This is a genomic window from Collinsella sp. CLA-ER-H9, from assembly GCF_040092295.1.
Classification (GTDB): Bacteria; Actinomycetota; Coriobacteriia; order Coriobacteriales; family Coriobacteriaceae; genus Collinsella.
Map to the genome: position 1 here is coordinate 76,453 of NZ_JBBNLV010000005.1, position 26,769 is coordinate 103,221.

Genomic DNA, 26,769 nt, shown 5'->3' on the forward strand with positions numbered 1-26,769 from the left:
CTTGCAAGTTCGACGATGGGCAGCGGTGGTTCGTCCTTTGCTGTTACTTCCCCTGCACCATGGTGAGGGAGATCTTTTTGCGGTCGCGATCAACCTTCTCGACCCAAACCTTGACCGTATCGCCGACGCGCACCACGTCGCTCGGGTGCTTGACAAAGCGGTTGGCCAGCTTGGAGATGTGCACGAGGCCGTCCTGGTGTACGCCCACGTCGACGAAGGCGCCAAAATCCACGACGTTGCGCACCGTGCCTTTGAGCTCCATGCCGGGCTCTAGGTCGTCGATGGAAAGCGCCGAGCGGCTGAAGACCACCTCGGGTGCGTCGTCGCGCGGGTCGCGACCGGGCTTCTTGAGCTCGTTGACGATGTCGATGAGCGTGAGGGTGCCGCAGTCCAGGTCGCTTGCCAGCGCCGAGATGCTGCCCAGGCGGTGCTCGATGTCGGGCACGCCGCCGCGGCTGAGCTCGCTGGCTTGAACGCCGGCGCGCTCCAGGACGGCCGTGGCCACCTCGTAGCTCTCGGGGTGGACGCTTGTCGCGTCGAGCGGGTTCTTACCGCCGCTGATGCGCAGGAAGCCCGCGGCGTTGAGATATGCCTTGGGTCCCAGCTTGGGGACCTTCTTGAGCTGGCGGCGATCGGTAAAGGCACCGTTTTCCTCGCGGTAGGCCACGATGTTTTTGGCTACGCTCGGCGTAATGCCCGATACGTATCCCAGTAGACTTGCGCTCGCGGTGTTTACGTCGACGCCCACGCGGTTGACGACGTCCTCCACCACGTGGCCCAGGGTACGTGAAAGCTCGGCCTGGTCAAGGTCGTGCTGGTACTGGCCAACGCCGATGGACTGGGGCGGAATCTTGACGAGCTCTGCCAGCGGGTCTTGCAGGCGGCGGCCCAGGCTCATGGCGCCACGTACGGTGACATCCAGGTCGGGATACTCCTGGCTTGCGAGCTCGGAGGCGGAGTACACCGATGCGCCGGCCTCGTTGACGATGGTGTATCGCAGCCCAGGAGCCTGCTCGGCGATGAACTCCGAGACGACTTCCTCGGTCTCGCGGCTAGCGGTGCCATTGCCGATGACGATGGTGTTGACGCCGTCCTTCTTGACGAGGCGAGCGAGCTCGCGCTTGGTGCCGGCGACGTCGTGGCGCGGCTTGGTGGGGTAGACCACGCCGTGGTCGAGCAGCTTGCCGGTCTCGTCCATGACGGCGACCTTGCAGCCGGTGCGGTAGCCCGGGTCGAGCGCGAGCACACGGGCGCCGCGCACGGGGCGTGCCGAGAGCAGGCCCTCGAGATTCTTGGCAAAGACGTTGATGGCCTCGGTTTGGGCGCGAACGGTGAGTTTGGCGCGGGCCTCGCGCTCCAGCGAGGGGGCCATGAGGCGCTTGTAGCCGTCGGCGATGGCGGCATCGAAGACGGGTGCGAAGACGCCCTGGCGTCGGGACCAACGGCTGCCGAGGCGTGCCGTGGCGGCGGCGCCGTCGACGTTCACGCGCACGCGGAGCTTGCCCTCGCGCTCACCGCGGTCGATAGCCAGCACGCGGTGGTTGGGAATACGGCGCAGCGGCTCGTCAAAGTTGTAGTAGGGCTCGTAGGGAGTCTTCTCCGTGGGGTCGGTGGCCTCGACGACGATATCGGCGGTGTTTTGCGTAAAGGCGCGCAGGTCGGCGACGTTCTCGGGATCCTCGGCCACCGTCTCGGCCACGATGTCGGCGGCGCCGGCAAGCGCCTTCTCGGGCGTGTCGAAGCCGGCCTCCTCGTTGACGTATGTTGCGGCGGCGTCGAGCGCGCTGCCCTTGGCCGAGGCCTGCATGATGATCATGTTGGCGAGCGGCTCCAGGCCGGCTTCGCGGGCCTTCTGTGCGCGGGTCATGCGCTTTTTGCGGTAGGGCTTGTAGAGGTCCTCGACACGCTGGAGCTGCGTGGCCTCGCGGATCTGCTGCTCGAGTTCGGGCGTGAGCTTACCCTGGGCGTCGATGAGCAGGATAACGTCCTCTTTGCGCTGCTCAAGATTGCGCAGGTATGACAGGCGCTCGTCGAGGGCGCGCAGGGCGACGTCGTCCATGCCGCCCGTGGCCTCCTTGCGGTAGCGCGAGATAAAGGGGATGGTGTTGCCCTCGTCGATGAGCTTGACGGCCGCTTCGATGTTGGCGGACTTAAGGTTGAGCTCGCGGGCGAGCTGGGCGATAAGATCCATGGGACTCCTTGCGTTTGAGGTGCGTTTGCAGCACAGAGCTACCAAGGATACCACCCGTCCTAAAAGACTGTTTTGGGGCTGCGCCATGAAAACGGCCCATCTACTACGTTTGAACCGTATAGGTCGACCATGCCTGGGTTTTCCGAAAATCGGCAAGCCGTCTACCTGCGGTTTTTATTTCGCGAAATTCGGTATGGTTGAGGGTAATCGGTTAAACGTAGTAGATAGGCGCATTTCGTGGCAAACGAATCAAGCCGAGGTACAAAATAGCCCCGCCCCAGAAAAATCGTCGGCAAGGTAGCAAAATGCCCCGCGGGCAGGAGGCTGCTCGCGGGGCAAAGAAGAGGGGCTTATTGGTGGCGGACCGAGGGGCTCGGCATGGGGCTTCTGCCGCGGTCTGCCCTAAGGCATTACAGCTCGACGAGCTGGCCGGTCTCGGCGGCCTCCTTGATGGCGTTGAGAAGCGTGAGCGTCTTGACGTTGTCGGCGGGGGTCACGACGGGCTCGACCTCGCGGCGGACGACCTTCACAAAGTGCTTGAGCTGCATCTTGTGCGGCAGCGCCGGGTCCACAGCCGGGATCTCCATCTGCAGCGGCTTGTGCCAGTTGGAGGCACCGTCGTAGGAGAACTGGTGCAGGCGGGGTAGCGAAAGGGCGCCCTTTGTACCGCCAATAAAGTAGGCATCGGCGTCGAAGGGGCGATACTGCGGATCCTCGCGAGCGGTTGCCTCCCAGTTCCAGGGGCTGGCGGTGGCGTCGGAGATGGTCATGCTTGCGAGCGCGCCATCGGCAAAACGGACGTTGACCACGGCGGAGTCCTCGGTCTCAAAACCGCGGGCGGCGCTGGACTGCATGCCCTGGACGGCAACGGGCTCGCCCAGCAGGTAGCGGAGCAGGTCGACGTCGTGCACCAGGTTGACCAGGATCGGGCCGGCACCCTTCTTGCGGCGCCACTCGACATCGAAGTACTCGTCATTCTTATAGATCATATAGTGGAAGCTCGACACGGTGAGCTTGCCCAGCTCGCCGGACTCGATGATCTCCTTGGCCTTGTTGACGAAGGGGTTGTGGCGACGGTGCTGACCCACGAGCACGGGCACGCCGGCGGTCTCGGCCTCGGCGGCGAAGGCCTGGGCATCCTCGAGGTCGTTGGAGATCGGCTTTTCGACCAGCGGCACGATGTTGCGCTTCACGGCCTCGCGGGCAACGCCCAGATGCAGGTCGTTGGGCGTGGCGATAATGACGGCCTCGGGCTTGACCTCGTCCATCATCTGGGCGGGATCGGTGTAAAACGGCACGCCGGCGGCCTCGGCCGTGGCGCGGGCGCCCTCAAAGGCGTCGGCGATGGCGACGAGCTCGGCCTCGGGCTCCTCGGTGACAAAGCGGATGTGGTTGCGGCCCATGGCGCCGGCGCCGATGACGGCAATGCGGACGGGGTTGAGCTCAGACATTTCGACTCCTTAATACTGGTGGCTGGTGGAATGCGACAAAGGGACGGTCCCTTTGTCGCATCGGTAAAACTAGGCGGACTTCTTCTTGCTGTCGGAGACCATCATGTAGACGGTGAGCACGACGGCAATGGCGGCGATCACGATGGCGCCGTAGAAGGACTGCTGGTAGGCGGCGCTGCCGGCCTCGGCGTGATACAGCACGGCGGTGATGGGCTGGCTGATCCAGGTAGAAGCGGCGTAGCCCAGGAACATGATGCCGTAGTTGACGCCGATGTTGCTGGTGCCAAAGGCGCCACCGGTGAGCGGCGGGTAGATGACGAGCAGGGCGCCAAAGCTAAAGCCGAGCAGGGCGAGCGCCACAAAGAACATGCTCTGTGTAAAGCTCATCGACATGATGACGAGCGCGACGATGGTGACGACAAGGCTGATGAGCAGCGACTTGTAGGCGCCGAGCTTGTCGATGATCTGGCCAAAGGACAGACGGCCGACCAGGTTGGCGCAGGTGTTGACGGAGACCACCACGCCACCGAGGGCGACGGCCGCGGCGCTCGTGGGGTCGGCGAAGAGCTGGACGGCGGCGATGGAGGCAACCTTGCCCACGAGCAGGGTGCCTGCAGTGGCAGCAAAGGCGAAGGTGACGATGAGGACCCAGAAACGCGGGGTCTTGACCATCTCGCCCGGGGTGAGGTCGCCGAAGGTGCCGGCGTGTGCGCCGCCCTTGGGGGCCTCGAAGCCCTCGGGCAGCCAGCCGGCCTCGGGGGCCTTCAGGAACAGGGCGGAGGCGGCGATCGTCACAAAGAAGATGACGCCGAGCGCCTTGAGGGCGCCAAAGATGCCGAGGCTCGGGATGAGCAGCGAGGCGAGCACCGGGGACAGCACGGCGGGGCCGGCGGTCGAAGCGGCGAGCGTAATGCCGGAGGCGAGGCCCTTCTTGTCGATAAACCACTTCTGACCCGTGGTGAGTGCCGGGTTGTAGCCCAGGCCGTTGCCGACAGCGGCGACGAGCGAGAACCACAGGTAGAACTGCCACGGCTCGGTAACGGTGCCGGACATGAACCAGCCCAGGCCGTAGCACACGGCGGCGGCGATCACGACGTTGCGCGGGCCGATCTTATCGGAGATGCGGCCGGCGAAGATGCCCGTTACGGCCATGATGGTCTGAAAGACCGGGAAAGCCCAGGTCAGGGCACTGGACCACTCGGGGTAGACGGCGAGCAGGTTCTTGCTCACGACGGAATACAGCGCGATGGAGCTGATGAAAAACATGGTGACGCACGCGGCGGAAAGCACGACGGCGCGACCCTTGTTGGAGTTGGTGGAAGTCATGGGACTCTTTCTAATCGATGCGGGGGAGGGGCGGGCATCACCGCGAGCCTCCCTGTCGGGCTGGTTTACTGGTCAGTCGGCTTTGCGACGCCGGACTCGTCGGACCAAAGCTCGACGCCCTTGTTCTTGAGGTAGTTGTCGGCAAAGGTTCGACGGCCGCCGGGCTTGGCGGTGAGATCGCCCATCATGTTGGAGAAGCCGCCATCGACCTTGATGGCGTCGCCGGTGGTAAAGTCCGAGCGCTTGGACGCCAGGAACATGACGGCGTTGGCGATATCGCTGACCTCGCCGATGCGGCGCGTGGCGATGAGGCGGCTGCGGCTCTTCTCGACCTCGGGGTCGGCGTAAAAGCTTGCCGACATGGGGGTCTTGACAAAGCAAGGCTCGACGCAGTTGGAGCGCACGCCGTAGGGGCCCCACTCGGCAGCCAGCATCTTGGACATCATGTTGACGCCCGCCTTGGTGGAGCTGTACACGCCCGAGAACGTCTCGGGGGAGTGGCTGGCAACGGTCGAGATGTGCACCAGACGACCCTGACCGGCCTTAATCATCTCGCGACCAAAGCGCTGCGAGGTGATGAAGTAGCCGGTAAGGTTGACGTTGAGGACCTCGTTCCAGTCGCTCAGCGGCAGGTCTTCCATGGCTGCGAAGCGCAGGACGCCGGCGGTGTTGACGAGAACGTCGACGCGACCGAAGTCGGCGATGGTGGCGTCGACGGCGGCCTGAACCTCGGCCTCGTCGGTGGCGTTCATCTTGTAGCCCTCGGCGTGGATGCCAAACTCGGCAGCGAGGTCGGCGGCTGCGGTCTTGACCTTCTCCTCGTCCAGGTCGAGCAGGACGACGTTGGCGCCGTTGCGGGCGAACTCGCGGCAAATCTCGACGCCCATACCGCCGAGCGCACCGGTCACGGCGCAGACGTCGCCCTCGAGCTTAAGCCAATTGCTCATAGGAACTTCCCTTCTTGTGCCTCCCTGTGGGCCGCTCCCATTAATCGACCCACGTGGTTTTCGCTGGTTATCGTATGCTTTGAATTCGCGCAGGTGAATTGCATATTTGTTAGAATGGCGTAAACCATTGGTTTATAGCTCGCAAGTAGATTTGTCCGTAATTGAGTGTGTGACCTGCCAAAACAACCCCCTGCGGCCGCGCATGGGCATACGTCTGGAAACGGGAGATTGACGTGTACGATCGACGACTTGAGGCCATATCGGCCGCCGCGGAGCTGGGAAGCTTCTCGCGTGCCGCGGCAAAGCTGCGCGTGTCGACGCCGGCACTCGTCAAGCAGGTTTCGGGCTTCGAGGCCGAGTTCGGCATCACGCTGTTCGAGCGGTCGCACTCGGGCGTTAAGGTGACGCCGGCTGGTGCGCTACTGGTGGACGACGCGCGCTCGATCATGCGCCAGTCCGATGATGCGCTGCGCCGCGCCCGACGCGCGGCGGGCGATGGCGGCGCCGTGCGCCTGGGCGTGTCGATGATGTGCCCGGGGCGCCACACGCTCGCGCTGTGGCCGCAGGTGCACGACATGGAGCCGCGCTTGCGTTTTGAGATTGTGCCGGTGGGGGACCTTTACGATGAGCGCGAGACCGTCATGCGCAGTCTGGGGCGCGAGGTGGATGTGGTGCAGTCGAGTTTTTCGACCCCGCGCTGGGGCGACGCCTGCCAAAAGCTCCGCATCGTTACCGTGCCGTTTTATATTGATGTGCCGCGCACGAGCCGGCTCGCGCGCAAGACGCGCATCACGGTTGCCGACCTGGAGGGCATGCGCCTGCGCGTGCTCCGTCACGGCAACGACGCCATAGACAGCCTGCGTATCGACCTGTTGGCCGACGGCGGCGTGGACGTGATCGACGTGGACAGCTTTGACTTTGCGCTCTTTAACGAGGCGGAGGAAAAGGGCGACGCGGTGCTCACCTGCGGAGCTTGGTCAGGCGTACACCCGGCTTTTATGGGTGTGCCGTTCCTGTGCGGCCGCGAGGTGCCGGTCTATTTGCACTATCCGCTCGAGCCCACCCTCCAAGTCCAAAAATTCGTCAACGCCATGGCCCAACTTCTCAAATAGCTATCGTGTCGATGATTCTTTAATCCCCGTCCTAGAAAAATCATCTGGTAGAGTTTGCCTCACGTGATTTTCAGCACACTGCGTGCCACCAGATCTTTTGCCATTTTGGGGAGTGAGCTTGTGAATACTTTTGTCGCCAAGAAGGCCAGCCAGGCGGTGCGCCTTCTCATGATGGTGCTCACGGCAGTTCTCATCTTCTTCTTTATCAATGTTATGCTGCTCGTCTCCGACATCCAGGGCACGGCGCGCGTGGTCAATTACGCCGGTCTGGTGCGCGGCACCACGCAGCGTATCGTTAAGCTCGAGGACGCGGGCCAGCCACAAGATGACCTACTCAAGGCTGTGGATTCATACATTAATGGTTTGCGCTACGGAAGCGACGACCTCAATCTCGTCCGTCTGGATGACGATGAGTATCAGGCAAAGATGACCGAACTTGCGAGCTATTTTGACAAGCTTCGCACCGAGATCGCCCGTGTGCGCGAAGTCGGCTACGAGAACACCGACATCATCGCCATGAGCGAGGAGTTCTTTGGCATTTGTGACGATGCCACGAGGCTTGCGGAGGACTACTCCCAGGAGAAGGCCACGGCGCTCAATCGCCTTGAGGGTTCGGTGATTATCGACATCGTGGGCCTGGTGGCGACCTTTGCGGTCGAACTTGCTCGCGCGGTGCGCACTGCCGCGCTCAATCGCGAGCTGCAGAACAAAGTCTATCTCGATGAAGCCACGGGACTGCCCAACAAGAACAAGTGCGAGGAAATCTTGGGGCAGGGGCATCCCGTTTCCGCCGAAGCGCCTGTTGCGCTGTGTGTTTTCGATCTGAACAACCTGCATACGGTCAATAACAGCTTTGGCCACGAGAAGGGTGACGAATACATCCGTTCTTTTGCCCAGCAGCTGGGGTGCGTGGCGTCCGAGACCTGCTTTGTGGGCCGCGACGGCGGCGATGAGTTTATCGCGGTGCTGTGGGATGCCGATCGAGCTGCCGTGGAATCCTGTCTCGCTCGGATTCGTGCGAACGTGAGCGAGTATTCCGAGGCTCACCCCGACATGCCTATCAGCTACGCGGTGGGCTATGCGCTTTCCAGTGATTTTGATGAACCGCCTACGATGCGCGAGCTCTTTTCCCAGGCCGATAAAAACATGTACATCGACAAGAACCGCATAAAGACGGCCGAGCCAGCCGGGCCGCAACGCGAGGACCGGTAAGCCTGTAACAGAGGGCGGCTAATTTGAAGGCAGCTAAAAAGCCCCGTCCCAAAAAGACTGCCATGAAAAGAGGTCCTGGCCATTTGGCCAGGACCTCACTATCTTTTATTCCGTTCAAATGAGGAGTTGACTGCGCGCAGGGCTCCGTCTCGGGAGGGCGGCATTTTACCTCCGCGCGCAGTTTCGCAGCGAAGCGAGAATGTTTGAGCACGGAGGTAATATGCCGCCCTCACGAGACGGAGCCCGTGGGTTTACCTACTCGAGCTCAAACGCACCCGTGTACAGCTGGTAGTAATACCCGCGCTTAGCAATCAGCTCATCATGGCTGCCGCGCTCGATAATCCGCCCGTGATCCAGCACGCAGATCAGGTCAGAGTTGCGCACGGTGGAGAGACGGTGCGCGATCACAAACGTGGTCCTGCCCTCCATCAGCGCATCCATGCCACGCTGCACCAATGCCTCGGTGCGGGTGTCGATACTCGACGTGGCCTCATCCAGAATCATCGCGGGCGGGTCGGCCACCGCGGCGCGCGCAATGCTGATCAGCTGGCGCTGGCCCTGCGAGAGTCCGCTGCCATCGCCCTCAAGCACGGTGTCGTAGCCCGCCGGCAGCATGCGGATAAACCCGTCGGCGTTTGCAAGCCGCGCTGCCTCGATGCACTGCTCGTCCGTGGCGCCGGGGCAGCCGTAGCGAATGTTGTCCATGACGGTACCGGTGAACAGGTTCACGTCCTGCAACACCACACCGAGCGAACGGCGCAGGTCGGCCTTGCGGATCTTGTTGACGTTGATGCCGTCGTAGCGGATCTTGCCGTCGTCAATGTCGTAGAAGCGGTTGATAAGATTGGTGATCGTGGTCTTGCCGGCGCCCGTCGCACCAACGAGCGCGATCTTCTGCCCGGGCTCGGCTTCGAGCTCGATATCGTGCAGCACGAGCTTTTGGGGCACATAGCCAAAGCTCACATGATCGAGCATAATATGCCCCTTGAGCGGCACGAGCCCGCAGCCGCCATCGTGATGTGGGTTCTTCCAGGCCCAGCGCTCGGTTCGCTCGCTCGTTTCGACAAGCGCGCCGTCCGCGTCCTCGCGCACGTTGACCAGCGTCACGTAACCGTCGTCGGACTCGGGCTTCTCATCCATGAGCGTAAAGATGCGCCCGGCGCCCGCAAGCGCGATGATGATCGAGTTGAGCTGGTTGGACACTTGCGCTACGGGGTTCATAAAGTTGCGCGTGAGCGTCAAAAACGATGCGATGGCGCCGAGCGTGAACGTGTCGAAACCGGTAAGTCCCAGGTTGGGTGTCCCTGCGATGGCCATGTAGCCGCCGAGCACGGCCACCACCACATAGATCAGGTAGCCAAGCGCGTTCATCATGGGCATGATCGAATTGCCCACGCCCTGCGCGTTCGTCGCAGCCTTTGCCCAGGCACGGTTGAGCTTGCCCATTCCGGTGCGCGCGGCGTCCTCGTGACAAAAGGCCTTGATGACCTTCTGCCCGCCGACCATCTCCTCGATGTAGCCGTTGAGCGCGCCGAGCGTATCTTGCTGCTCGATAGAAAACGCCCCGATGACCCCCGTGATGCGGCCCACGAACACGAGCACCGCCGCCATGAGCACGCAGACTACCACGGTGAGCCCCACGCTCATCCAAAGCATGCACACAAAGACCGCGACCAGCGTGAATACCGAGCTTACGAGCTGCGAGAGCGACTGCGCGATCATCTGGCGCAGGGTGTCGGTGTCGTTGGTGTAGAGGCTCATGATGTCGCCGTGCGCGTGCGTGTCGAAGTAGCGCAAGGGGAGCGTCTGCATGTGCGAGAACATATCGTCGCGGATGTGTTTGAGCGTGCCTTGCGCCACAGTAACCATCGCGCGGTTGTAGACGAGTGTGGCCACGACGCCCACCACATAGACCGCGCCGATGGTGATGAGCGCGTGCGCAAGGCCCGTCCATACGGGAGCGTCAGTCGCCAAAAGCGGGGCGATGTAGTCGTCGATGAGTGCCTGCAAAAACATCGACGACGCGGCGCTTGCGATAGCAGAGATCAGGATGCACGCGACGACGAGTACAAGTTGTCCTCGGTAGCAGGACATATACGAGAGCAGTCGCTTGACGGTTGCCATGTCGAGTTGCATCGCGGGCACGTCGGCGCCCGGTGCCGCTCCGTTTGCGGGGCGTTTATTCTGCTTACTCATCCTCTGCCGTTCCCTTCTGCTGCGACTCAAAGACCTCGCGATAGATATCGCTCGTGCGCAAGAGCTCCTCGTGCGTGCCTACCGCGCTGATGCGTCCGTCGTCCATGACCACGATCTTGTCGGCGTGCATGACCGAGCTCACGCGCTGCGCGATCACGATCTTGGTCGTGGCGGGCAGGTACTCGGCAAGGCCGCGTTGGATCTTGGCGTCGGTCTTGGTGTCGACGGCGCTCGTGGAGTCATCGAGTACGAGCACGCGCGGCTTGGCCACGAGTGCGCGGGCGATGCACAGGCGCTGCTTCTGCCCGCCCGAGACGTTGGTGCCGCCCTGCTCGATCATGGTCTGGTAACCGTCCGGCAGCTGGTCGATAAACTCGTCCGCGCAGGCGAGCTCGCAGGCGCGCACCAGCTCTGCATCGTTGGCCTCGGCGTCACCCCAGCGCAGGTTCTCGGCGATGGTGCCGCTAAAGAGCTCGTTTTTCTGCAGTACCATGGCCACCTGGCCGCGCAGCGCATCGAGGTCGTAGTCGCGCACATCGATGCCGCCCACGCGCACGGTGCCCGCGGTGACGTCATAGAGACGGGCGATGAGGTTCACAAGGCTCGACTTGGACGAACCCGTGCCGCCGATGATGCCCACGACCTCGCCGCTCTTGATGGTGAGGTTTACGTCCTCGAGTACGTTTTTCTCGGCCTTGCTCGCGTAGGCAAAGCTCACGTGGTCAAACTCCACGGAACCGTCCGCAACCTGCGTGACGGCGCGACCGGGCTCGGGGCTCGCGATGTCGCTCTGTTCGTTGAGTAGCTCGGCGATGCGCTTGGCCGAGCTCTGGGCAATCACGATAAGCGTAAAGACCATGGAGAGCATCATGAGCGCCATAAGGATTTGCGTGGCGTAGGTAAAGAGTGCGGTGAGCTGTCCTGTGGTGAGGCCGAGCGCGGCGTTGTTGCCCGAGGCCACGATGGCCTTAGCGCCGAGCCACGAGATGAGTATCATGCATGCGTACATGCAGGCCTGCATGAGCGGCGTATTGAGTGCGATGAGGCGCTCGCCGCGGGCGAAGTCCTCGTAGATGCGTTGGCTGATACGGCCGAACTTGCCAATCTCGTGCTCCTCGCGGTTGAACGACTTGACCACGCGGATGCCTGCGACATTTTCCTGCACCACGTTGTTGAGCGTGTCGTAGGTAGCGAAAACGCGGTTGAAGATGCTGCTTACGCGCCACATGATGAGTCCGAGCGCGATGGCAAGGATGGGGATCACGGCCAGGAACACAAACGAAATCTGCCGGTTGATGGTAAACGACACGATCCAGCAGAACGCGAGCATCACGGGTCCGCGCACGCCCATGCGGATGATCATCATGTAGGCGTTTTGCACGTTGGTGACATCGGTGGTGAGGCGTGTGACGATCGAGCCGGTAGAGAACTTGTCGATGTTGCCGAAAGAGAAAGTCTGCACGTTGTCGTACATATCGTCGCGCAGGTTGGCGGCGAATCCCACCGAGGCACGTGCGCCCATCCAGGCGCCGCCGGCGCCCACTCCAAACTCGAGAACGGCAAGGACGAGCAGGGCGATGCCAAGGCGCCAGACCTCGCCCATATTGCCTGCCTGGATGCCGCGGTCGATGAGGTCGCTCATGACGAGTGGGATAGCGATCTCGAGTATCACCTCCAGGATTGAAAGCAGGATGGCGGTGACGGAGCTCTTGCGGTATTGCCGCAGGCTCCGTGCAAGCGTTCGTATCATGTATGTTCCTTTCTGTACGAATCGGGCTGAAATTATGTAGCAAGCTACGGAATGGGGCGTAAAGAAGCCCGTCGCAGGTGGAATGAATCCGGTGGGCGACGGGTGCTATTGAGGCTATTGTTTGCAGACGTTGGCGTAGATTCGCCTGAGCATGCGGATGAGCTCCGTCTGCTCGCGCTCATCAAGGCCGGCGAGCAGCTCTCGATCGCGTTCGCGCATTGTGGCACGCATGCGATCACCGGCATCGTGTGCCTTGTCCGTGAGCTCAACGACCTTATTACGTCGGTCATCCTCGGCTACCCAGGTGCGCACAAAGCCGTTTTTCTCGAGCCGGCTGACGAGGCCGGAGACCGTTGGGTGAGAGACCTTGAGGTTGGTCTCAATCTCTTTTTGGAGCGCCCGGCCCGCGTGCTCGATGAGGTAGACAATCACCTGGCTTTGCGCAAAAGTGAGTCCTTGCTCCTTGAGGTCCGCGTCGGCAGACGCCTGCATGCGCTCGTTGATTACCTTAAACAGGGGTCCAACAGCATCTTCGGGAACCATTCCAGCCACCATCCTTTCTGTAGCATGCTACGTTTATATCACAACCCGAAGCATGCGACAAATTTACACAAAAAGAGCCCCTGGCCAACCGGCCAGGGGCTCACAAACTTTTATTTCCTTCTAAATGACGGGCTGATTGCGCGCAGGAGGGTTCCCCGGGGCGGCGGGGTATTTCCTCCGCGCGCAGTTTCGCAGCGCAGCGAGAATGTTTGAGCACGGAGGAATTACCCCGCCGCCCCGGGGAACCCTCCGTCAGTAACCGGTCCTACTCGAGCTCAAACGCGCCGGTATAGAGCTGGTAGTAGTACCCGCGCTTGGCAATCAGCTCGTCATGGTTGCCGCGCTCGATGATGCGGCCGTGGTCCAGACAGATGATCGCGTCGGAGTTGCGCACGGTGGAGAGACGGTGCGCGATGACAAACGTCGTGCGGCCCTCCATGAGCTTGTCCATGCCCTCCTGCACGATGGCCTCGGTGCGGGTATCGATGCTCGACGTAGCCTCGTCCAGAATCATCGCCGGCGGATCGGCCACGGCGGCGCGCGCGATCGAAATCAGCTGGCGCTGGCCTTGCGACAGCTGGGCACCGTTGCCGGTAAGCATGGTGTCGTAGCCGTCGGGCAGGCGGGTGATAAAGTCGTCCGCGCCCGCGAGCTTGGCCGCCGCGATGCACTCCTCGTCGGTGGCGTCCAGGTTGCCGTAGCGGATGTTGTCCATCACGGTGCCGGTGAACAGGTTCACGTCCTGCAGCACGACGCCCAGCGAGCGGCGCAGATCTGCCTTGCGGATCTTGTTGACGTTGATGCCGTCGTAGCGAATCTTGCCATCGGCGATGTCATAGAAACGGTTGATGAGGTTGGTGATGGTCGTCTTGCCGGCACCGGTGGCGCCGACAAACGCGACCTTCTGACCCGGCTTGGCGTATACGGACACGCCGTGCAGCACCTCGTGGTCGGGCGTGTAGCCAAAGTCCACGTTGTCCATGACCAGATCGCCACGCAGCGGCACATATTCGATCTCGCCGGTTGCGCGGTGCGGATGTTTCCATGCCCACATGCCGGTGTGGTGGTCAGCCTCCTCGAGCTGCCAAGTGTCGGGGTTGACCTGCGCGTTGACGAGTGTCACGTAGCCTTCGTCGGCCTCGGGCTTCTCGTCGATGAGCTCAAAGATGCGGTCGGCGCCGGCGAGGCCCATGACCACGGCGTTGATCTGCTGCGAGATCTGGCCGATCTGTCCGCAGAACTGCTTGGTCATATTGAGGAACGGCACTACGACTGCGATGGACAGCGCCATGCCCGAGATGCTCAGGTTGGGCACGCCCAGCGCCAGGAAAATGCCGCCCGCCAGCGCGACCAGCACGTAGAGCAGGTTGCCCAGGTTCATAAGGATGGGCATGAGGATGTTGGCGTACATGTTGGCCTTCTGGGAGACCTCGAAGAGCTTCTCATTGCGCTCGTCAAAATCGCCCTCGGCGGCAGACTCGTGGCAGAACGCCTTGACGACCTTCTGACCGTTCATGACTTCCTCGATATGGCCCTCGACCACGCCGAGCTCGGTCTGCTGCGCAATGAAGAAGCGCGCGGAGTTGGAGCCGAGCAGCTTGGTCATAAAGGTCATAAAGGCGACGCCGGCGATGATGACCAGGCACATCCACACGCTGTAGTACAGCATGATAAAGAACACCGTGACGATGATGATGATCGTCATGAGCAGGTTGGGCAGCGACTGGCTGATCATCTGACGCAGCGTGTCGATGTCGTTGGTGTAGTGGCTCATGATATCGCCGCGCTGGTGCGTGTCGAAGTAGCGGATCGGCAGGTCCTGCATGCGGTTGAACATCATCTCGCGCAGCTTCTCGAGCGAGCCCTGCGTGACGATGGCCATGGCGCGGTTCCAGAACAGCGAGGACAGGATGCCGACGCCGTAGATGCAGGCGAGGGTGGTCACAAGCTTCAGAATTTTGGGCTGCGCGGTCGTCCAGTCGCCCGACTGCCACGATTCGCTAATAATCTGCAGGGCGCTCTGAAGGAAGGTCGCGCCGATGGAGTTGATGATGGCGCAGAGCACCACGCCGACGACGACGAGGGGCAAAAGCACGGGGTAGAAGCCAAAGAGCGTCTTGATGAGGCGCGACATGGTGCCGCCCTTGCGGTTGAGCGCGCGCTCGGCGGTCGTTGCCTTACTCATGTGCCTCGCCTCCTTCCTGGGTCTGAGCTTGCGTTGCAGATGCCTCGGTGTCGGCCTCGACGGCCCCTTCGCCCTCGGCAGACATCTTGCTTTGCGAGGTAAAGGTCTCGCGGTAGATCTCGCTCGTCTTAAGCAGCTCATCGTGGTTGCCGATCTGCGCGATGCGGCCACCCTCCATGACGATGATGCGATCGGCGTCCTGCACGGAGCTGATGCGCTGGGCGATGATGAGCTTGGTCGTGTTGGGCAGATAGCTTGCCAGCCCCGCGCGGATCTTGGCGTCGGTCTTGGTGTCGACGGCGCTGGTGGAGTCGTCCAGGATCAAGATCTTGGGGCGACGCAGCAGGGCACGCGCAATGCACAGACGCTGCTTCTGACCGCCCGAAACATTAGAGCCGCCCTGTTCGATCCAGGTGTCGTAGCCCTTGGGGAAACCGTCGACAAACTCGTCGGCGCAGGCCAGATGCGCTGCCTCGCGGACTTCCTCGTCGGTGGCGTTCGGGTCGCCCCAACGCAGGTTTTCGGCGATGGTGCCGCTAAACAGCACGTTTTTCTGCAGCACCATGGCGACCTGGTGACGCAGCGCGTCCAGGTCGTAGTCGCGCACGTCCACGCCGCCCACGCGCACAGCGCCTTCGGTGGTGTCGTACAGGCGGGCGATGAGGTTGACGAGCGTGGACTTGGCCGAGCCGGTGCCGCCGATGATGCCGATGGTCTCGCCGCTCGTAATGTGCAGGTCGATATCGTCGAGCGCCTGGCGCTTCGCATGCTTGGAATACTTAAAGCTCACGTGGTCAAAGTCGATGGAACCGTCGGCAACCTCGAGCACGGGCTCGGCGGGATCGGCGATCGTGGGCTCGGCGGCCAGCACCTCGGCAATGCGGTGTGCCGATTCGTCGGCCATGGTCACCATGACAAAGATCATCGACAGCTGCATCAGGCTCATGAGAATCTGGAAACCATAGGTAAAGGTCGAGGAGAGCTGGCCCACGTCGAACAGCGTGCCCTGGCTCGTGATGATGAGCTTGGAGCCCAGGTAGATGATGACGACAAACGCGCCGTTGACGCAGATGTTCATCATGGGGTTGTTAAAGGCGAGCAGCTTCTCGGCGCGGGTGAAGTCCATCTGGACGTCGCGCGCGGCGGTCGCGAACTTCTCCTTCTCAAAGTCTTCGCGCACATAGCTCTTGACCACGCGCATGCCGGTGACGTTTTCCTCGACGGACTCGTTAAGGGCATCGTACTTGTGGAACACGCGCGAGAAGATGGGGCGCACCTTAAAGATGATAAAGAACAGCCCAAAGCCCAGCAGCGGAATGATGACCAGGTAGACCATGGCGACGCTGCCGCCCATGATAAACGCCATGGTAAAGGCGAAGATCAATACCAGCGGCGCGCGCACGGCGATACGGATGATCATCATAAAGGCCTGCTGCACGTTGTTGATATCGGTGGTCAGGCGCGTGACGAGCGAGGAGCTCGAGAACTCATCGATGTTGGCAAAGCTGAACGTCTGGATCTTGTAGAACAGGTCGTGACGCAGGTTCTTGGCGAACCCGCAGCTCGCATGGCTGCAGGTGACGCCGGCCGCGGCGCCAAAAGCAAGGGATGTTAGCGCGATGAGCACCAAAAAGCCTGCGGTGGGAAGCATCTCGGCTACGGTGGCGCCGTCTTTGATAGCGTCGATCAGGTTGGCGGTGATAAATGGAATCAGCATCTCGCAGAGCACCTCGCCAAGCACGAGCAACGGCGTGGCAACGGTGACTTTCATATAGTCGCGGATGCTTCCCATGAGGGTTTTAATCATCCAGTTCCTCCCAGGTTACGCGGATTTTATCGAGCATTTCGGCGAGGTCCTCGCGCTCGTCGTGGGTGAGCGCGCTAAAGGCCTGCTCTCTAAAGCGAATGCGGGCCGCCTGCTCTACGTGGGCCTTTTCCCATCCCGCTTCGGTCAGGCGAATGGTGAGCTGCCGCCGGTCTTTGGGATTGCGGCTGCGCTCGATAAGGCCGGCGCATTCGATCTTGGAGAGAATCTCGGAAAGCGAACCGGGCTTAAGATCAAAGTGCAGGCCTAGTTCCTGCTGTGACATCTCGCCGTTTGGCTGCTTGGCGAGCAAGCAGACGATGGGGGCCTTTCCCGAGGCGCCGCCGCCGTGAAAGTGCAGAAAGTGGCCGCAGAAGCCCAGCCCGTTTAGGATGTGCTTGGCGAGCGCGTCTGATTGGGACTGTGCCGCGGGCGCATCTGCGGGTTCATGGGGGTCGCCGCCCGGCGTGTGGGGGCAGAGGCCGATGTGGTCATCGCACATGGTATCGCTCCTTTCTTTAGTTAGGTAGTGCAATTGTTTTGTGCCTAACTAATTTAGGAGTGCAAGAAATAAATGTCAAGGTACCAAACTTATTAAGTTACGGCGTTTTACCAAACGCCGTAACCGCTCGATGCTGCAAACGCTCCTAAGCGGCAATCTGATCCCTTGGGGACGAAGGAAAAGGTATCGTTTTGGGCTGCGATGATGCCTTTCGAAGCGGCCTTGCCAAAAACTATGCCTAATTACTACGATGAATCCAGCATCGCTGACCACAACAGCTGTTTCTGAAAAAACGCAAGCTATCTACCGGCGGTTTTGTTGGAGAGAAATTCGTTGTGGTTGGAGGCGGGCGGTTAAACGTAGTAAATAGGCATAGTTTTGAAATGGCGCTATATGAGTAGCATCAACTAGGCCGCTATGGAGCAAACAGCCCCCATTTCCGAAACCTTTCCGCAACAATTTGCCCTTCGTACCGCTCGCCTCCGCCCACAACGCCTCCTGCGCTACACTTAGTCGCACTGTGGCGCTGCTGCGCTGTGCCCGAAACAAGGGAGACCCTCATGAAGAACACTCAGCTGCTGCTGATTAACGATATGTGCGGTTACGGCAAGGTCGCGCTTTCCGCCATGCTGCCGGTGCTGTCGCACATGGGCTACCGTATCCATAACCTGCCGACGGCGCTCGTTTCCGACACGCTCAACTACCCCAAGTTCTACATCCACGACACCACGGAGTACGTGCGTCAGAGTCTTGCCATCTGGGAGGAGCTCGGCTTTGAGTTCGACGCCATCTCGACCGGCTTTATCGTGACCGAGGAAGAGACGCGTATCATCTCGGACTTTTGCCACCGCCGCGCGCAAAAGGGCACCAAGGTGTTCGTCGACCCCATCATGGGCGACAACGGCAAGCTCTATGCGGGCGTGCCCGAGTCCACGATTGGCCTTATGCGGCACCTGCTGGAGTGCGCAGACTACGCGGTGCCCAACTACACCGAGGCCTGTCTGCTCACTGATACGCCTATTGCAGAGCAGATCACGCCCGATGAGGCCCGCGCCCTTGTGGACGCCGTGCGCGAGCTGGGTGCCAAATCGGTGGTCATTACGAGCGCCGTGGTCAATGGCACGAACGCGGTTATCGGTTACGACTATGTGGCGGGGGAGTACTTCACGATTCCCTTTGACCTGATTCCGGTCTATTTCCCGGGCACGGGTGACACGTTCTCGGCGGTGCTCGTCGGCCGCGTTATGACAGGCTGGAGTCTGCAGCGCGCGACGTCCGATGCCATGCGTGTGGTGGCTGAGCTTATCGAGCGCAATGCCGACCAAGAGGACAAGTCGGCTGGCCTTCCCATCGAGGCCTGCCTGGATGTGATTGACCATGAGTAATGCTGGCGAGGACGGCGTCAAGCCTGCGGGCGAGAACAGGCCGCTCGGCGTGCCGCGTGGCAAGCGTCCGCGTATCCGCGTGAGCTGCGTGGACCAGCTGGGCACATGCCGCTGCCATCACGGGCACAAGCCGGGTGACGTCTTCGACTTCGACCGCGACCGCGGCAAGATGTGTTCCATGGCATGTCACGTGGGCTTTCCCTATATCGATATCCTGCGCTATGGCGGAACCGTGCCTGGCAACGAGCCCGGCACGGCAAAGTTCTGCTGTCCCGAGGTCGACACGTTGAACGTCTGGCTTGCCGAGATCGTCGACGAGTAACCGAGCGAGGATTTTCTCCCGTCGAAATATCGAGCGTGGATTATCTCCCGTTTTGGGCGCAATTTCGCACTCAAAGTGGGAGATAGTCCTCGCTCGATTTGTATGCGAGAATTCCGACCTCACTTATGCCCATGCTTAGGCGCACGCGTCGTTGTTCTGTGCGCGAGTAAGCTCAAATTTCTGCATTTCATCCAATTTCGGTACTAAAAATCTCTGCATTTCATCGATAATAGTCGATATAAATATCTGCATTTCATTTATCGAGGCGATGGGAGAGCTTATGTTGCGCAGGAAAATCGCTGATGAGCTTGATTGTTGGCAGAGATCCATTGAACGAAAGGCGTTGTTCGTCACGGGTTCTCGCCAAATCGGTAAGAGCTACTCGATTCGCGAGTTCGGTAAGTCAAACTACGCAACCTATATCGAGCTCAATCTCGCGGAAAATCGCCAGGCAAAAGATGCTCTTCTCGAGGCACGGGATGCCGACGATTTCATCAGCAGGGTGACGCTTCTCTCGGGAAAGCCGATAGCACCGGGCAAAACGCTCGTGTTTATCGATGAGGTCCAAGAGGCCCCCGACATCATGACGATGGCAAAGTTCCTTGTTGAGGACGGGAGGTGCCGCTGGGCGTTTTCGGGGTCAATGCTCGGGACCCAGTTCAAGGGCGTTAGGTCCTATCCCGTGGGATATGTTCACGAGCTTAGGATGTTCCCGCTCGATTTTGAGGAGTTTTGCTGGGCGATCGGGGTGAGCGAGGGAGCTCGCCAAACGATACGCGACGCGTGTATCAGCGAGAAGCCCATTCCTGATTACATTCATGACGCGATGATGGCAAACTTCAGGACCTATACCGTTGTCGGCGGAATGCCGGAGGTCGTGCAGCGCTTTCTTGACACGCGGGGCGACCTTGCCTCTGTTCGTCAGCTACAGTCAGAGCTCAACGAACAGTACCGGCGGGATATCTCCAAGTATGCAAGCGGGCGAGCCCTTCAGGTGCAGAGCATTTACGATCAGCTCCCTATTATGCTCGAGGGCGAAAACAAACGCTTCGTGCTCAATTCCATTGACCCCAAGGCGCATTACGACAAGTACCAGCGAGATTTTGTCTGGCTCGTCGATGCCGGCGTTGCTCTCAAGGCCGATATCGTAACCGAGCCAAAATCGCCCCTGCTCAAGACGGCACGGCCATCGCAGTTCAAGCTATACCAATCGGATACGGGCATGTTGATGGCGCGCTACCCCGTTGGCGTCGCCCAGGCGGCGTATCTTGATAGCAAGGAACCCAATCTGGGCGGTATTTACGAAAACGTGGTGGCCCAGCAGCTGACTGCCCAAAATCGCCAGCTTTACTACTATCAGACAAAGAAGCGCGGCGAAGTGGACTTTGTGGTCGACGGACCGGATGGAACGGCTGTTCCGATCGAGGTTAAATCGGGTTCCTATTACCACGCGCACGCCGCGCTCGGTCATGTGCTTGATACGACCGAATATGGCGTAAGGCTCGGGATTGTTTTCTCGAGAGGCAACGTTGAACGCAGCGGAGCTGTTCTTTATTTGCCGCTATATGCGACCTGGGCCCTTTCGGATGTTTTGGGTGACTCCTGTGCCGAGGGGATAAAGCTGGAGGTCAAGCCGGTCTAGGGACAGTCCCCGATGCGACAAAGGCGTGGCCCGCGACCTCGATTGCCTACAGCTGCTCGAGCATAGCGGTGCAGCCGTCGAGTACGTCGCGGTAGGTGGCATCGAAATTGCCGGTGTACCAGGGGTCGGCCACGTCGCCGGGGCGCTCGGTCCAATCGAGCATGCGCGTAATCTTGCCGTCGGGGTCGTCGCCAAAGATGCGACGCAGGCCACGCGCGTTCTCGTCGTCCATATAGACAATGTGGTCCCAGTCGCCATACTCCGCGCGACGCACCTGACGTGCACGATGTGCGACGACGGGAATCCCGACCTCGCGCAGCTTGGCAACGGTACCGTGGTGTGGCGGGTTGCCGATCTCCTCGGTCGAGGTCGCAGCGGAGTCAATGACAAACTCGCCCGCGCGCCCGGCGCGCCGCACCAGCTCGGTAAACACCGACTCAGCCATCGTCGAGCGACAGATGTTGCCATGGCAGATAAACAGTATGCGTTGCATGAGCGGTTTCCTTTCTAGGCGGTCGTGCAGGGCTTACAGACTGCTCTTGAGGCAGTTTGCTCCAATAAAGCCCGCTGCGTACAAGGGGAGGTGGCGTAGCTCGCGCCCGTCATCGGTTTCGCTGCGGAAAAAATTGTTCTCGGACAAAATGTAGGCATATGGCGATCGGGCTTTGTCCATGAACGACCCGAGGGTTCTCGCGCGCACGTTGCGTGCGGACTTTACCTCGACGGGCACGATTTCCATACGGTCGGTCTGAAGTAGAAAATCGAGCTCGCCGGTCGTCTTCCAAGACGACGGCGGCACCCAGTAATACGTCTGCAAGCTGTTACCCGAAAATGCTTGCATGACCGAGTTTTCCGCCAGGGCGCCTCGGAAGTCGGAAGATAGCGCTATGGCGGAATCTTCTTTGAGGTCGAGCCAGAGCCTCGGGTTGATGCCGAGTTTGTAGAACATGAGGCCGGTATCGAGAAGATAGACCTTAAAGAAACTTCCATCTTCGTCGTCGAAGGGAACGAGGGGAGGCTCGATGCCTTCGGTCAGGTTGTTGACCGATATGATACCGGCGCCTTCGAGCCAGTCGAGCGGCTCGATAAGCTTGGCGCGACGGCCTCCGCGTTCGACCTCGGAGTACTTGAATTTTTTTGTGGACGATCTCAGCAGCTGGGACGGAATGGAGCGCCAGACCTTGCGTGCCGCCACGCCGCTGATCCCGTTTTCGGGGTCGGTCATATCGGCGGTATAGGTCTCGTTGATTTCGCGCTGCTCGACGCGCGCATCCTCGATGGATAACGTCTTGCGATATGCGTTGACGGCGGCGGGCATGCCGCCCACGATCTGGTATCGATGAAACAGGCTGAGCGCGGCTTGGTGCGCGGCGTAGGTCTCGAGCGTGCCGGCGTGGGTACGAATGGCATCGGCCATCTGCTCCTCATCGAGCGCCCAGAGAAACTCCTCGAACGACATAGGATGCATGGTCTCTTGACGAACGCCGCTGGGAAAAGGCAGCTTACGTTTGCGCGTGGCGACGCCGAGCTGACTGCCGGTCGCGCATATGCGCCAGCCCGAACCCGAAAAAAAGCGAAGCGAGTTGAGCGCCCGTTCGCAGAGCTGCACCTCGTCAAACAGGATGAAGGTGGTTTCTTTGCGAATGGGGGCGCGTTTATAGTCTGAAATCCGCGCCACGATGGTGTCAACGTCGTCGGTGGGACAATCGAACAGCGGAGCGATCAGCTCAAGATCGGTCTGAAAGTCGAGTTTGACAAACGCATCGCCGGCGATTCGCCTGCCGATTTCCTCGGCAGCGTACGTTTTGCCTACGCGTCGCGCACCACGGATGAGGAGGGGGCGTGAGGCGTCCTTTGTCGCCCATGATTCGATAACGGACTCGATTGATCTGCGCATGGGGCCGCCTTTCCAATTTCGTGTACTTCAGATACATAGTTTAGTACGATTTCATGTACTTGAAATACACGAAATAATAGAAAAGCGTGTATCTCAAATACACGAAATTGCACTGCTGAAGCTTCCAGGCGGATAAACATACTCATATTGGGCGGTTTTCACCGGTTACTCGCCACCTTGGGCTATGTTTGCCCCTATGCCCGTATTGAGGGCCGTGCTGATTGACGACGGCGCTCCCAGCGAGCCAGCTTAATCGTCACCAGCGTGAGGGCCCAGGCCACAAGCGAGAACGCGGCGCCCACTGCGCCCACGTACGCAATGCCAACGCTGCTTACCACGGCGCCGCCCACTGCGGTGCCAAACGAGATGCCGACGTTAAACGCCATGGGCTCAACCGAACTTGCGAGTACCATCGACTTGGGATGGCGGCTGCGTGCCACGTCCATAAAGTGCGTGATGCATGAGACCGAGAACAGGTACATGAGCATCGCCAGGCTAAAGACAAAGACCAGCGCGAGCGGCATGGCGGCGCCCACGGCAAACAGCCCGAGCAGTGCCGCCGCCTGCAGCACAAACGTAACCAGCAGCGCCTTCATGCCAAAACGCGCATCGATCCATCCGCCCAGGATGTTCGAGATCAGGCAGAACACGCCATAGGCCATAAGTGTGGTGCTCGCCTGAACGGTATCCATGCCCAGCACCTGCTCCAGATAAGGCGTCACGTAGCCGTAGAATACGTAGACCGAGCCCACGCCAAACAAGAAGATGAGCATGCCGGTGATGATACTCGGCTCGCGTAGTAGCCCCGCCTGCTCGCGGAAGGTGGCGGGCTCATCGGTCTGCCCGGCGCGAGGCATAAACGCCACGAGCGCGCTACAGATTAAAACGGCAAAGGTCGGCGTGCCGTACATGGCCACGTGCCAATCGAGTGTGTCGGCCACAAACTTGCCAATCGAGGTCACAAAGACCATCGCCACGGAAAACGCGCCGTACACGACCGAGATGGCAAGTGAGGTTTGCTGCGGGGATAGCAGCTCAGGGATGTACGTCACGCCCACGGCGAGCAGCGCACCCGAGACAGAGCCCAGGACAATGCGTGAGATAAACAGCACCTGGAAGTTGGGAGCCAACGCCATGACCAGGTTGCCGAGCACAAAGACGACGCTATAGCACACGAGCAGCTGGTAGCGGCGGAATCGCCCCGTGCTGAGCGCGAGCACCGGCGTCGCGATAGCGTAGACGAGCGCAAACACGCTGATGAGCTGGCCCGCAGTGGCAAGTGATATGCCGAGTTCCGTTGCCAAGTCGCTTTCGATGCCGATGACCACGAACTCGGAGCAGCCGAGCGAGAATCCCAACAGCACGAGCAGCGCCAGGCAGAGCTTGGTGCGCGCGGGGGAGAGCGCGGCGGCGGTTGGCTTACTTTTAGGCGTGGTTGCGGCGGTCAAGGTTGTCACTCCAATGTCGCATGAATAAGCGGGATTCAATCCCTGCAACTCTAACAGAATGTGACAAAGGGGCAGTCCCTTTGTCACATGGAGGGCTTGCCTGTATAGTCGCAATACAGGCGAAGATGGTCTCAGGTACATCGCGGGCGGCAGGAGATCCCATGGGTATGCACACGACAAAGGTTGCAGTGGGCGAGGGCAAGTTTGCGCTCGAGGCCCAGCTGACGGTGACGCCGCGAGGCATGGCGGTGTACGCCTGCTCGCCGGAGTTTGCGCACCTGGGCGCCACGGCGCAGGCCATTCCGCGCCCCGAGCCCGGCCGTACGGCAACGGTGAGCATCCTGGCCGTTCCGTGCCATCGAGACGAGATCCCGGCGCACGATATCGCGGCGGCGCTGGCCACGCGCTTTGGCGTGCCGGTAGTTGCAAGCACGGGTTTTCATGTTGAACAAGCGAGCGGTGACGACCTGCAGCGCGTGCTCGACACCACCAAGGAGCTCATCGCCGCGCTCGAGGAAGCCGCAGCCCGCATTCTGCGCGCCGGCTGGGATGAGGGCGGTGCGGGCGCCGAGGTCGTGGCGGTCGATGCTGCGACCGGCGAGGCGCTTGGCCCCGTCGACCGCATCGAGGCCCATGCTGGTGAGGGCATCCTGCATCAGGCATTTCTGACGCTTTTGGTCGAGGGCCGGGGCGAAGACGCGCGCCTGCTGCTCTGTCGCCGCAGTCCGCTCAAGCGCCTGTGGGGCGGGGTGCTGGCCGATAGCTGCGCCGGCCATCCGCTCCCCGGGGAAGACGTCGCGGCCGCCACGGCGCGCCGCATCAACGAAGAGCTCGGCATTACGCGCGAGCCCGATCAGCTCAAGCACCTCGGACACGTGGTGTACCGCGAGGACCACGGCGACGGTCGCTGCGAGTGCGAATGGTGCGAGGTCTACCTTGCCCATGTTGAGCCGGGCGAGCTGCATATCAACCAAGAGGAGATCTCGGAAGTGCGTCGCGTGGCTCCGTCCGAGCTCAAAGGCTACCTGCAGGGTCACCCCGAGCAGCTGGCCCCCTGGCTCCGCGAGGCCCTCGGCGACCCATTCATCCGCACGGCCCTCGCTATGTAAAAAAGACAGTCCCTTTGCCACATCCAAACCGTCACAACATTCGGCGAAAATCTCGAAAACGAGGAAAAGCGTCGAATGTTGTGACGGTTTTTGTCTAGGGAATCGCTTCTCATCCAAAAAATCCGCTTGACTGTATTGCCGCAACACAGCGCAACGTAAGGGGTGTCCGATAACGGGCGCCCCTTTTTAAGCGGCAACATGGCTGCGAATTCGGAGCGCCCCCAACAAGAAAGGTGGGGAGATGGAAGCGGAAAAGAAGGCGTTTAAGATCACCAAGCGCGAAATTGGCTTTGTGCTGGGTATCGTTGTCTTTTTGCTGGTGAAGTTTCTTCCTTTGGCGGAGCTGAGCTCGACGGTCGAGCTCACGGTCGGCGGTCAGACCTGTCTGGCACTGACGCTCGCCACGGTGGTGTTCTGGGCATGCGGCGTGGCACAGCCGGGCTTTGTGGGCCTGCTCTACTGCGCACTGCTCGTCCTGTTCAAGGTGTGCGTGGACGACACGGGCGCCGCGAGCATCTCGGCGACGGTCGCCTCCACGTTTAGCTCGTGGACCAAGGCCACCATGTGGCTCGTCATCGGCGCCTACCTCATCGCCAGCGCGGTCAAGGAGTCGGGCCTGGGCGAGCGCATCGCCTACGCGTTCATGCTCAAGTTCGTGCGCGACGCCAAGTCGCTCATCATCTCGATCTTCGCGCTCACCTTTGTGCTGTCGCTGCTGATCCCGCATCCGTTCCCCCGCGCCTTCCTCATCCTCGCCGTCGTCTCGGTCATCGCCGAGTCCGCCGGCTACGGTGACGACGACAAGGGCAAGCTCGGCTTCCTCGTGTTTGCCGCTGCCGCCCCGGGCTCCATGTTCTTCCTGACGGGCGACTCCACGCTTAACCCGCTCGTTGCGCAGTACAGTGCCGAGGCCGGCGGCATGAGCCCGTCCTTCGTCGACTGGTTCCTGTACATGAGCGTGCCTATGCTGGTTGCGCTGCTGTGCACCCTGTTCCTGGGCCTTTTCCTCTTTAAGCCCAGCAAGGAGCTCGTCTACGATCGCGAGCAGATCGTGGCCAAGCAGGCCGCGCTCGGCAAGCTCTCCGTCAAGGAGATCCGCACCATCGTGTGGCTTGTCATCGCCATCGCGCTGTGGCTCACCGTCTCGGGCGACTATATCGGCTGGGTCACCCTGGCCATTGGCGTTGCTCTCGCCATGCCCATCATCGGCGAAGTCCTCACTCCCGCCAGCTGGAACGCTGTCGACATCAAGTCCCTCATGTTCCTGACGGCCGCCATGGCCGTGGGCTCCGTGGGCGGTGCCACCGGCATGAACGCCTGGATCGCCGACGTCGTGCTCCCCAGCTCCGTGCCTGAGAACATCTTCCTGTTCGCCCTGCTCGTCGCCGCGCTTTCCATGATCATCCACATGTTCATGGGCTCGGTCATGGCCGTGCTCGGCGTGTGCGTGCCGGCATTTATCAGCTTTGCCGCCGGCTCCAGCGTGAGCCCACTCGCCGTGGCGCTCATCGTCTTCACGTCCATCAACATCCACTACATCCTGCCGTTCCATAACCTGCCGATCCTTATCGGCGAAGGCAAGGACGCCGGCGGCTACACCTCCAAAGAGGCTATGCGCATGGGCATCCCCCTCACCGCGGTCGTCTTTGTCGTCGTGCTGGTCGAGGCCGCCTGGTTCCACCTCTTTGGCCTGATGTAAGCGGTCGAGCGCCCCGGCTGTAAGCAGCCAAGCGCTTGAACTTCGAGT

20 protein-coding genes are annotated in these 26,769 nt (G+C 60.9%); 7 read left to right on the forward strand and 13 right to left on the reverse strand.

All coding sequences use genetic code 11. The features are described from left to right. Positions 1-43: 43 nt before the first annotated feature. The 4 genes from AAAX73_RS04805 to AAAX73_RS04820 form a co-directional block, all read right to left on the reverse strand. Positions 44-2,191 carry a Tex family protein gene (locus tag AAAX73_RS04805; protein ID WP_349125197.1) on the reverse strand — a complete coding sequence of 716 codons (2,148 nt, stop codon included), beginning with the start codon at positions 2,189-2,191 and terminating at the stop codon, positions 44-46. A gap of 410 nt (positions 2,192-2,601) precedes the next feature. Next, positions 2,602-3,642 carry a Gfo/Idh/MocA family oxidoreductase gene (locus AAAX73_RS04810; RefSeq protein WP_006235665.1) on the reverse strand — a complete coding sequence of 347 codons (1,041 nt, stop codon included), beginning with the start codon at positions 3,640-3,642 and terminating at the stop codon, positions 2,602-2,604. A gap of 69 nt (positions 3,643-3,711) precedes the next feature. Further along, a complete protein-coding gene (locus AAAX73_RS04815; RefSeq protein ID WP_349125198.1) occupies positions 3,712-4,968 on the reverse strand; it encodes an MFS transporter in 1,257 nt (418 codons plus the stop codon). A gap of 65 nt (positions 4,969-5,033) precedes the next feature. Further along, a complete protein-coding gene (locus tag AAAX73_RS04820) occupies positions 5,034-5,915 on the reverse strand; it encodes an SDR family oxidoreductase (protein WP_349125199.1) in 882 nt (293 codons plus the stop codon). Between the two features lie 233 nt (positions 5,916-6,148). Here AAAX73_RS04820 and AAAX73_RS04825 point away from each other — a divergent pair, with 233 nt between their 5' ends. Beyond that, on the forward strand, positions 6,149-7,027 hold the full coding sequence (locus AAAX73_RS04825; protein WP_349125200.1) for a LysR family transcriptional regulator: 879 nt from the start codon (positions 6,149-6,151) through the stop codon (positions 7,025-7,027). Positions 7,028-7,147: 120 nt separating this feature from the next. Further along, complete coding sequence (locus tag AAAX73_RS04830) at positions 7,148-8,239, forward strand: GGDEF domain-containing protein (RefSeq protein WP_349125201.1); 1,092 nt, start codon at positions 7,148-7,150, stop codon at positions 8,237-8,239. Between the two features lie 255 nt (positions 8,240-8,494). Here AAAX73_RS04830 and AAAX73_RS04835 read toward each other — a convergent pair whose 3' ends face one another. From AAAX73_RS04835 to AAAX73_RS04860, 6 genes are all read right to left on the reverse strand, one after another. Then, the gene (locus AAAX73_RS04835; RefSeq protein WP_349125202.1) at positions 8,495-10,435 is read right to left on the reverse strand and encodes an ABC transporter ATP-binding protein; all 1,941 of its coding nucleotides are present in this window, start codon (positions 10,433-10,435) and stop codon (positions 8,495-8,497) included. Next, complete coding sequence (locus tag AAAX73_RS04840) at positions 10,428-12,185, reverse strand: ABC transporter ATP-binding protein (protein WP_349125203.1); 1,758 nt, start codon at positions 12,183-12,185, stop codon at positions 10,428-10,430. Before AAAX73_RS04840 ends, AAAX73_RS04835 begins: the two co-directional genes overlap by 8 nt. 114 nt (positions 12,186-12,299) lie before the next feature. Then, positions 12,300-12,728, reverse strand: coding sequence for a MarR family transcriptional regulator (locus tag AAAX73_RS04845; protein WP_349125204.1), 429 nt, complete (start codon positions 12,726-12,728; stop codon positions 12,300-12,302). A gap of 265 nt (positions 12,729-12,993) precedes the next feature. Continuing rightward, a complete protein-coding gene (locus AAAX73_RS04850; RefSeq protein WP_349125205.1) occupies positions 12,994-14,913 on the reverse strand; it encodes an ABC transporter ATP-binding protein in 1,920 nt (639 codons plus the stop codon). Beyond that, a complete protein-coding gene (locus AAAX73_RS04855) occupies positions 14,906-16,720 on the reverse strand; it encodes an ABC transporter ATP-binding protein (RefSeq protein WP_349125206.1) in 1,815 nt (604 codons plus the stop codon). Before AAAX73_RS04855 ends, AAAX73_RS04850 begins: the two co-directional genes overlap by 8 nt. Then, on the reverse strand, positions 16,713-17,219 hold the full coding sequence (locus tag AAAX73_RS04860) for a MarR family winged helix-turn-helix transcriptional regulator (RefSeq protein WP_117655367.1): 507 nt from the start codon (positions 17,217-17,219) through the stop codon (positions 16,713-16,715). The genes AAAX73_RS04855 and AAAX73_RS04860 overlap by 8 nt, the downstream gene beginning before the upstream one ends. Before the next feature lie 560 nt (positions 17,220-17,779). Here AAAX73_RS04860 and AAAX73_RS04865 point away from each other — a divergent pair. The 3 genes from AAAX73_RS04865 (at position 17,780) to AAAX73_RS04875 (ending at position 20,568) form a co-directional block, all read left to right on the forward strand. After that, the gene (locus AAAX73_RS04865; protein WP_349125207.1) at positions 17,780-18,604 is read left to right on the forward strand and encodes a PfkB family carbohydrate kinase; all 825 of its coding nucleotides are present in this window, start codon (positions 17,780-17,782) and stop codon (positions 18,602-18,604) included. Further along, positions 18,597-18,926: a TIGR04076 family protein gene (locus tag AAAX73_RS04870; RefSeq protein WP_349125208.1), complete on the forward strand. Its 330-nt coding sequence runs from the start codon at positions 18,597-18,599 to the stop codon at positions 18,924-18,926. The genes AAAX73_RS04865 and AAAX73_RS04870 overlap by 8 nt, the downstream gene beginning before the upstream one ends. A 268-nt stretch (positions 18,927-19,194) precedes the next feature. Continuing rightward, positions 19,195-20,568, forward strand: a complete 1,374-nt coding sequence (locus AAAX73_RS04875; protein ID WP_349125209.1) for an ATP-binding protein — start codon at positions 19,195-19,197, stop codon at positions 20,566-20,568. 46 nt (positions 20,569-20,614) lie between these two features. Here AAAX73_RS04875 and AAAX73_RS04880 read toward each other — a convergent pair whose 3' ends face one another. The 3 genes from AAAX73_RS04880 to AAAX73_RS04890 all read right to left on the reverse strand — a co-directional run bounded on the left by AAAX73_RS04880 (position 20,615) and on the right by AAAX73_RS04890 (position 23,922). Beyond that, positions 20,615-21,061 (reverse strand): low molecular weight protein-tyrosine-phosphatase, encoded by a 447-nt coding sequence (locus AAAX73_RS04880; RefSeq protein WP_118081657.1) that lies wholly within the window; start codon positions 21,059-21,061, stop codon positions 20,615-20,617. Between the two features lie 33 nt (positions 21,062-21,094). Further along, positions 21,095-22,465, reverse strand: a complete 1,371-nt coding sequence (locus AAAX73_RS04885; protein ID WP_329739061.1) for an ATP-binding protein — start codon at positions 22,463-22,465, stop codon at positions 21,095-21,097. Positions 22,466-22,659: 194 nt separating this feature from the next. Next, positions 22,660-23,922, reverse strand: coding sequence for an MFS transporter (locus AAAX73_RS04890; protein ID WP_349125210.1), 1,263 nt, complete (start codon positions 23,920-23,922; stop codon positions 22,660-22,662). Between the two features lie 152 nt (positions 23,923-24,074). Here AAAX73_RS04890 and AAAX73_RS04895 point away from each other — a divergent pair, with 152 nt between their 5' ends. Continuing rightward, positions 24,075-25,022: an NUDIX domain-containing protein gene (locus AAAX73_RS04895; protein ID WP_055286308.1), complete on the forward strand. Its 948-nt coding sequence runs from the start codon at positions 24,075-24,077 to the stop codon at positions 25,020-25,022. A gap of 241 nt (positions 25,023-25,263) precedes the next feature. Next, positions 25,264-26,721: an SLC13 family permease gene (locus AAAX73_RS04900; protein ID WP_070100742.1), complete on the forward strand. Its 1,458-nt coding sequence runs from the start codon at positions 25,264-25,266 to the stop codon at positions 26,719-26,721. Positions 26,722-26,769 lie beyond the last annotated feature (48 nt).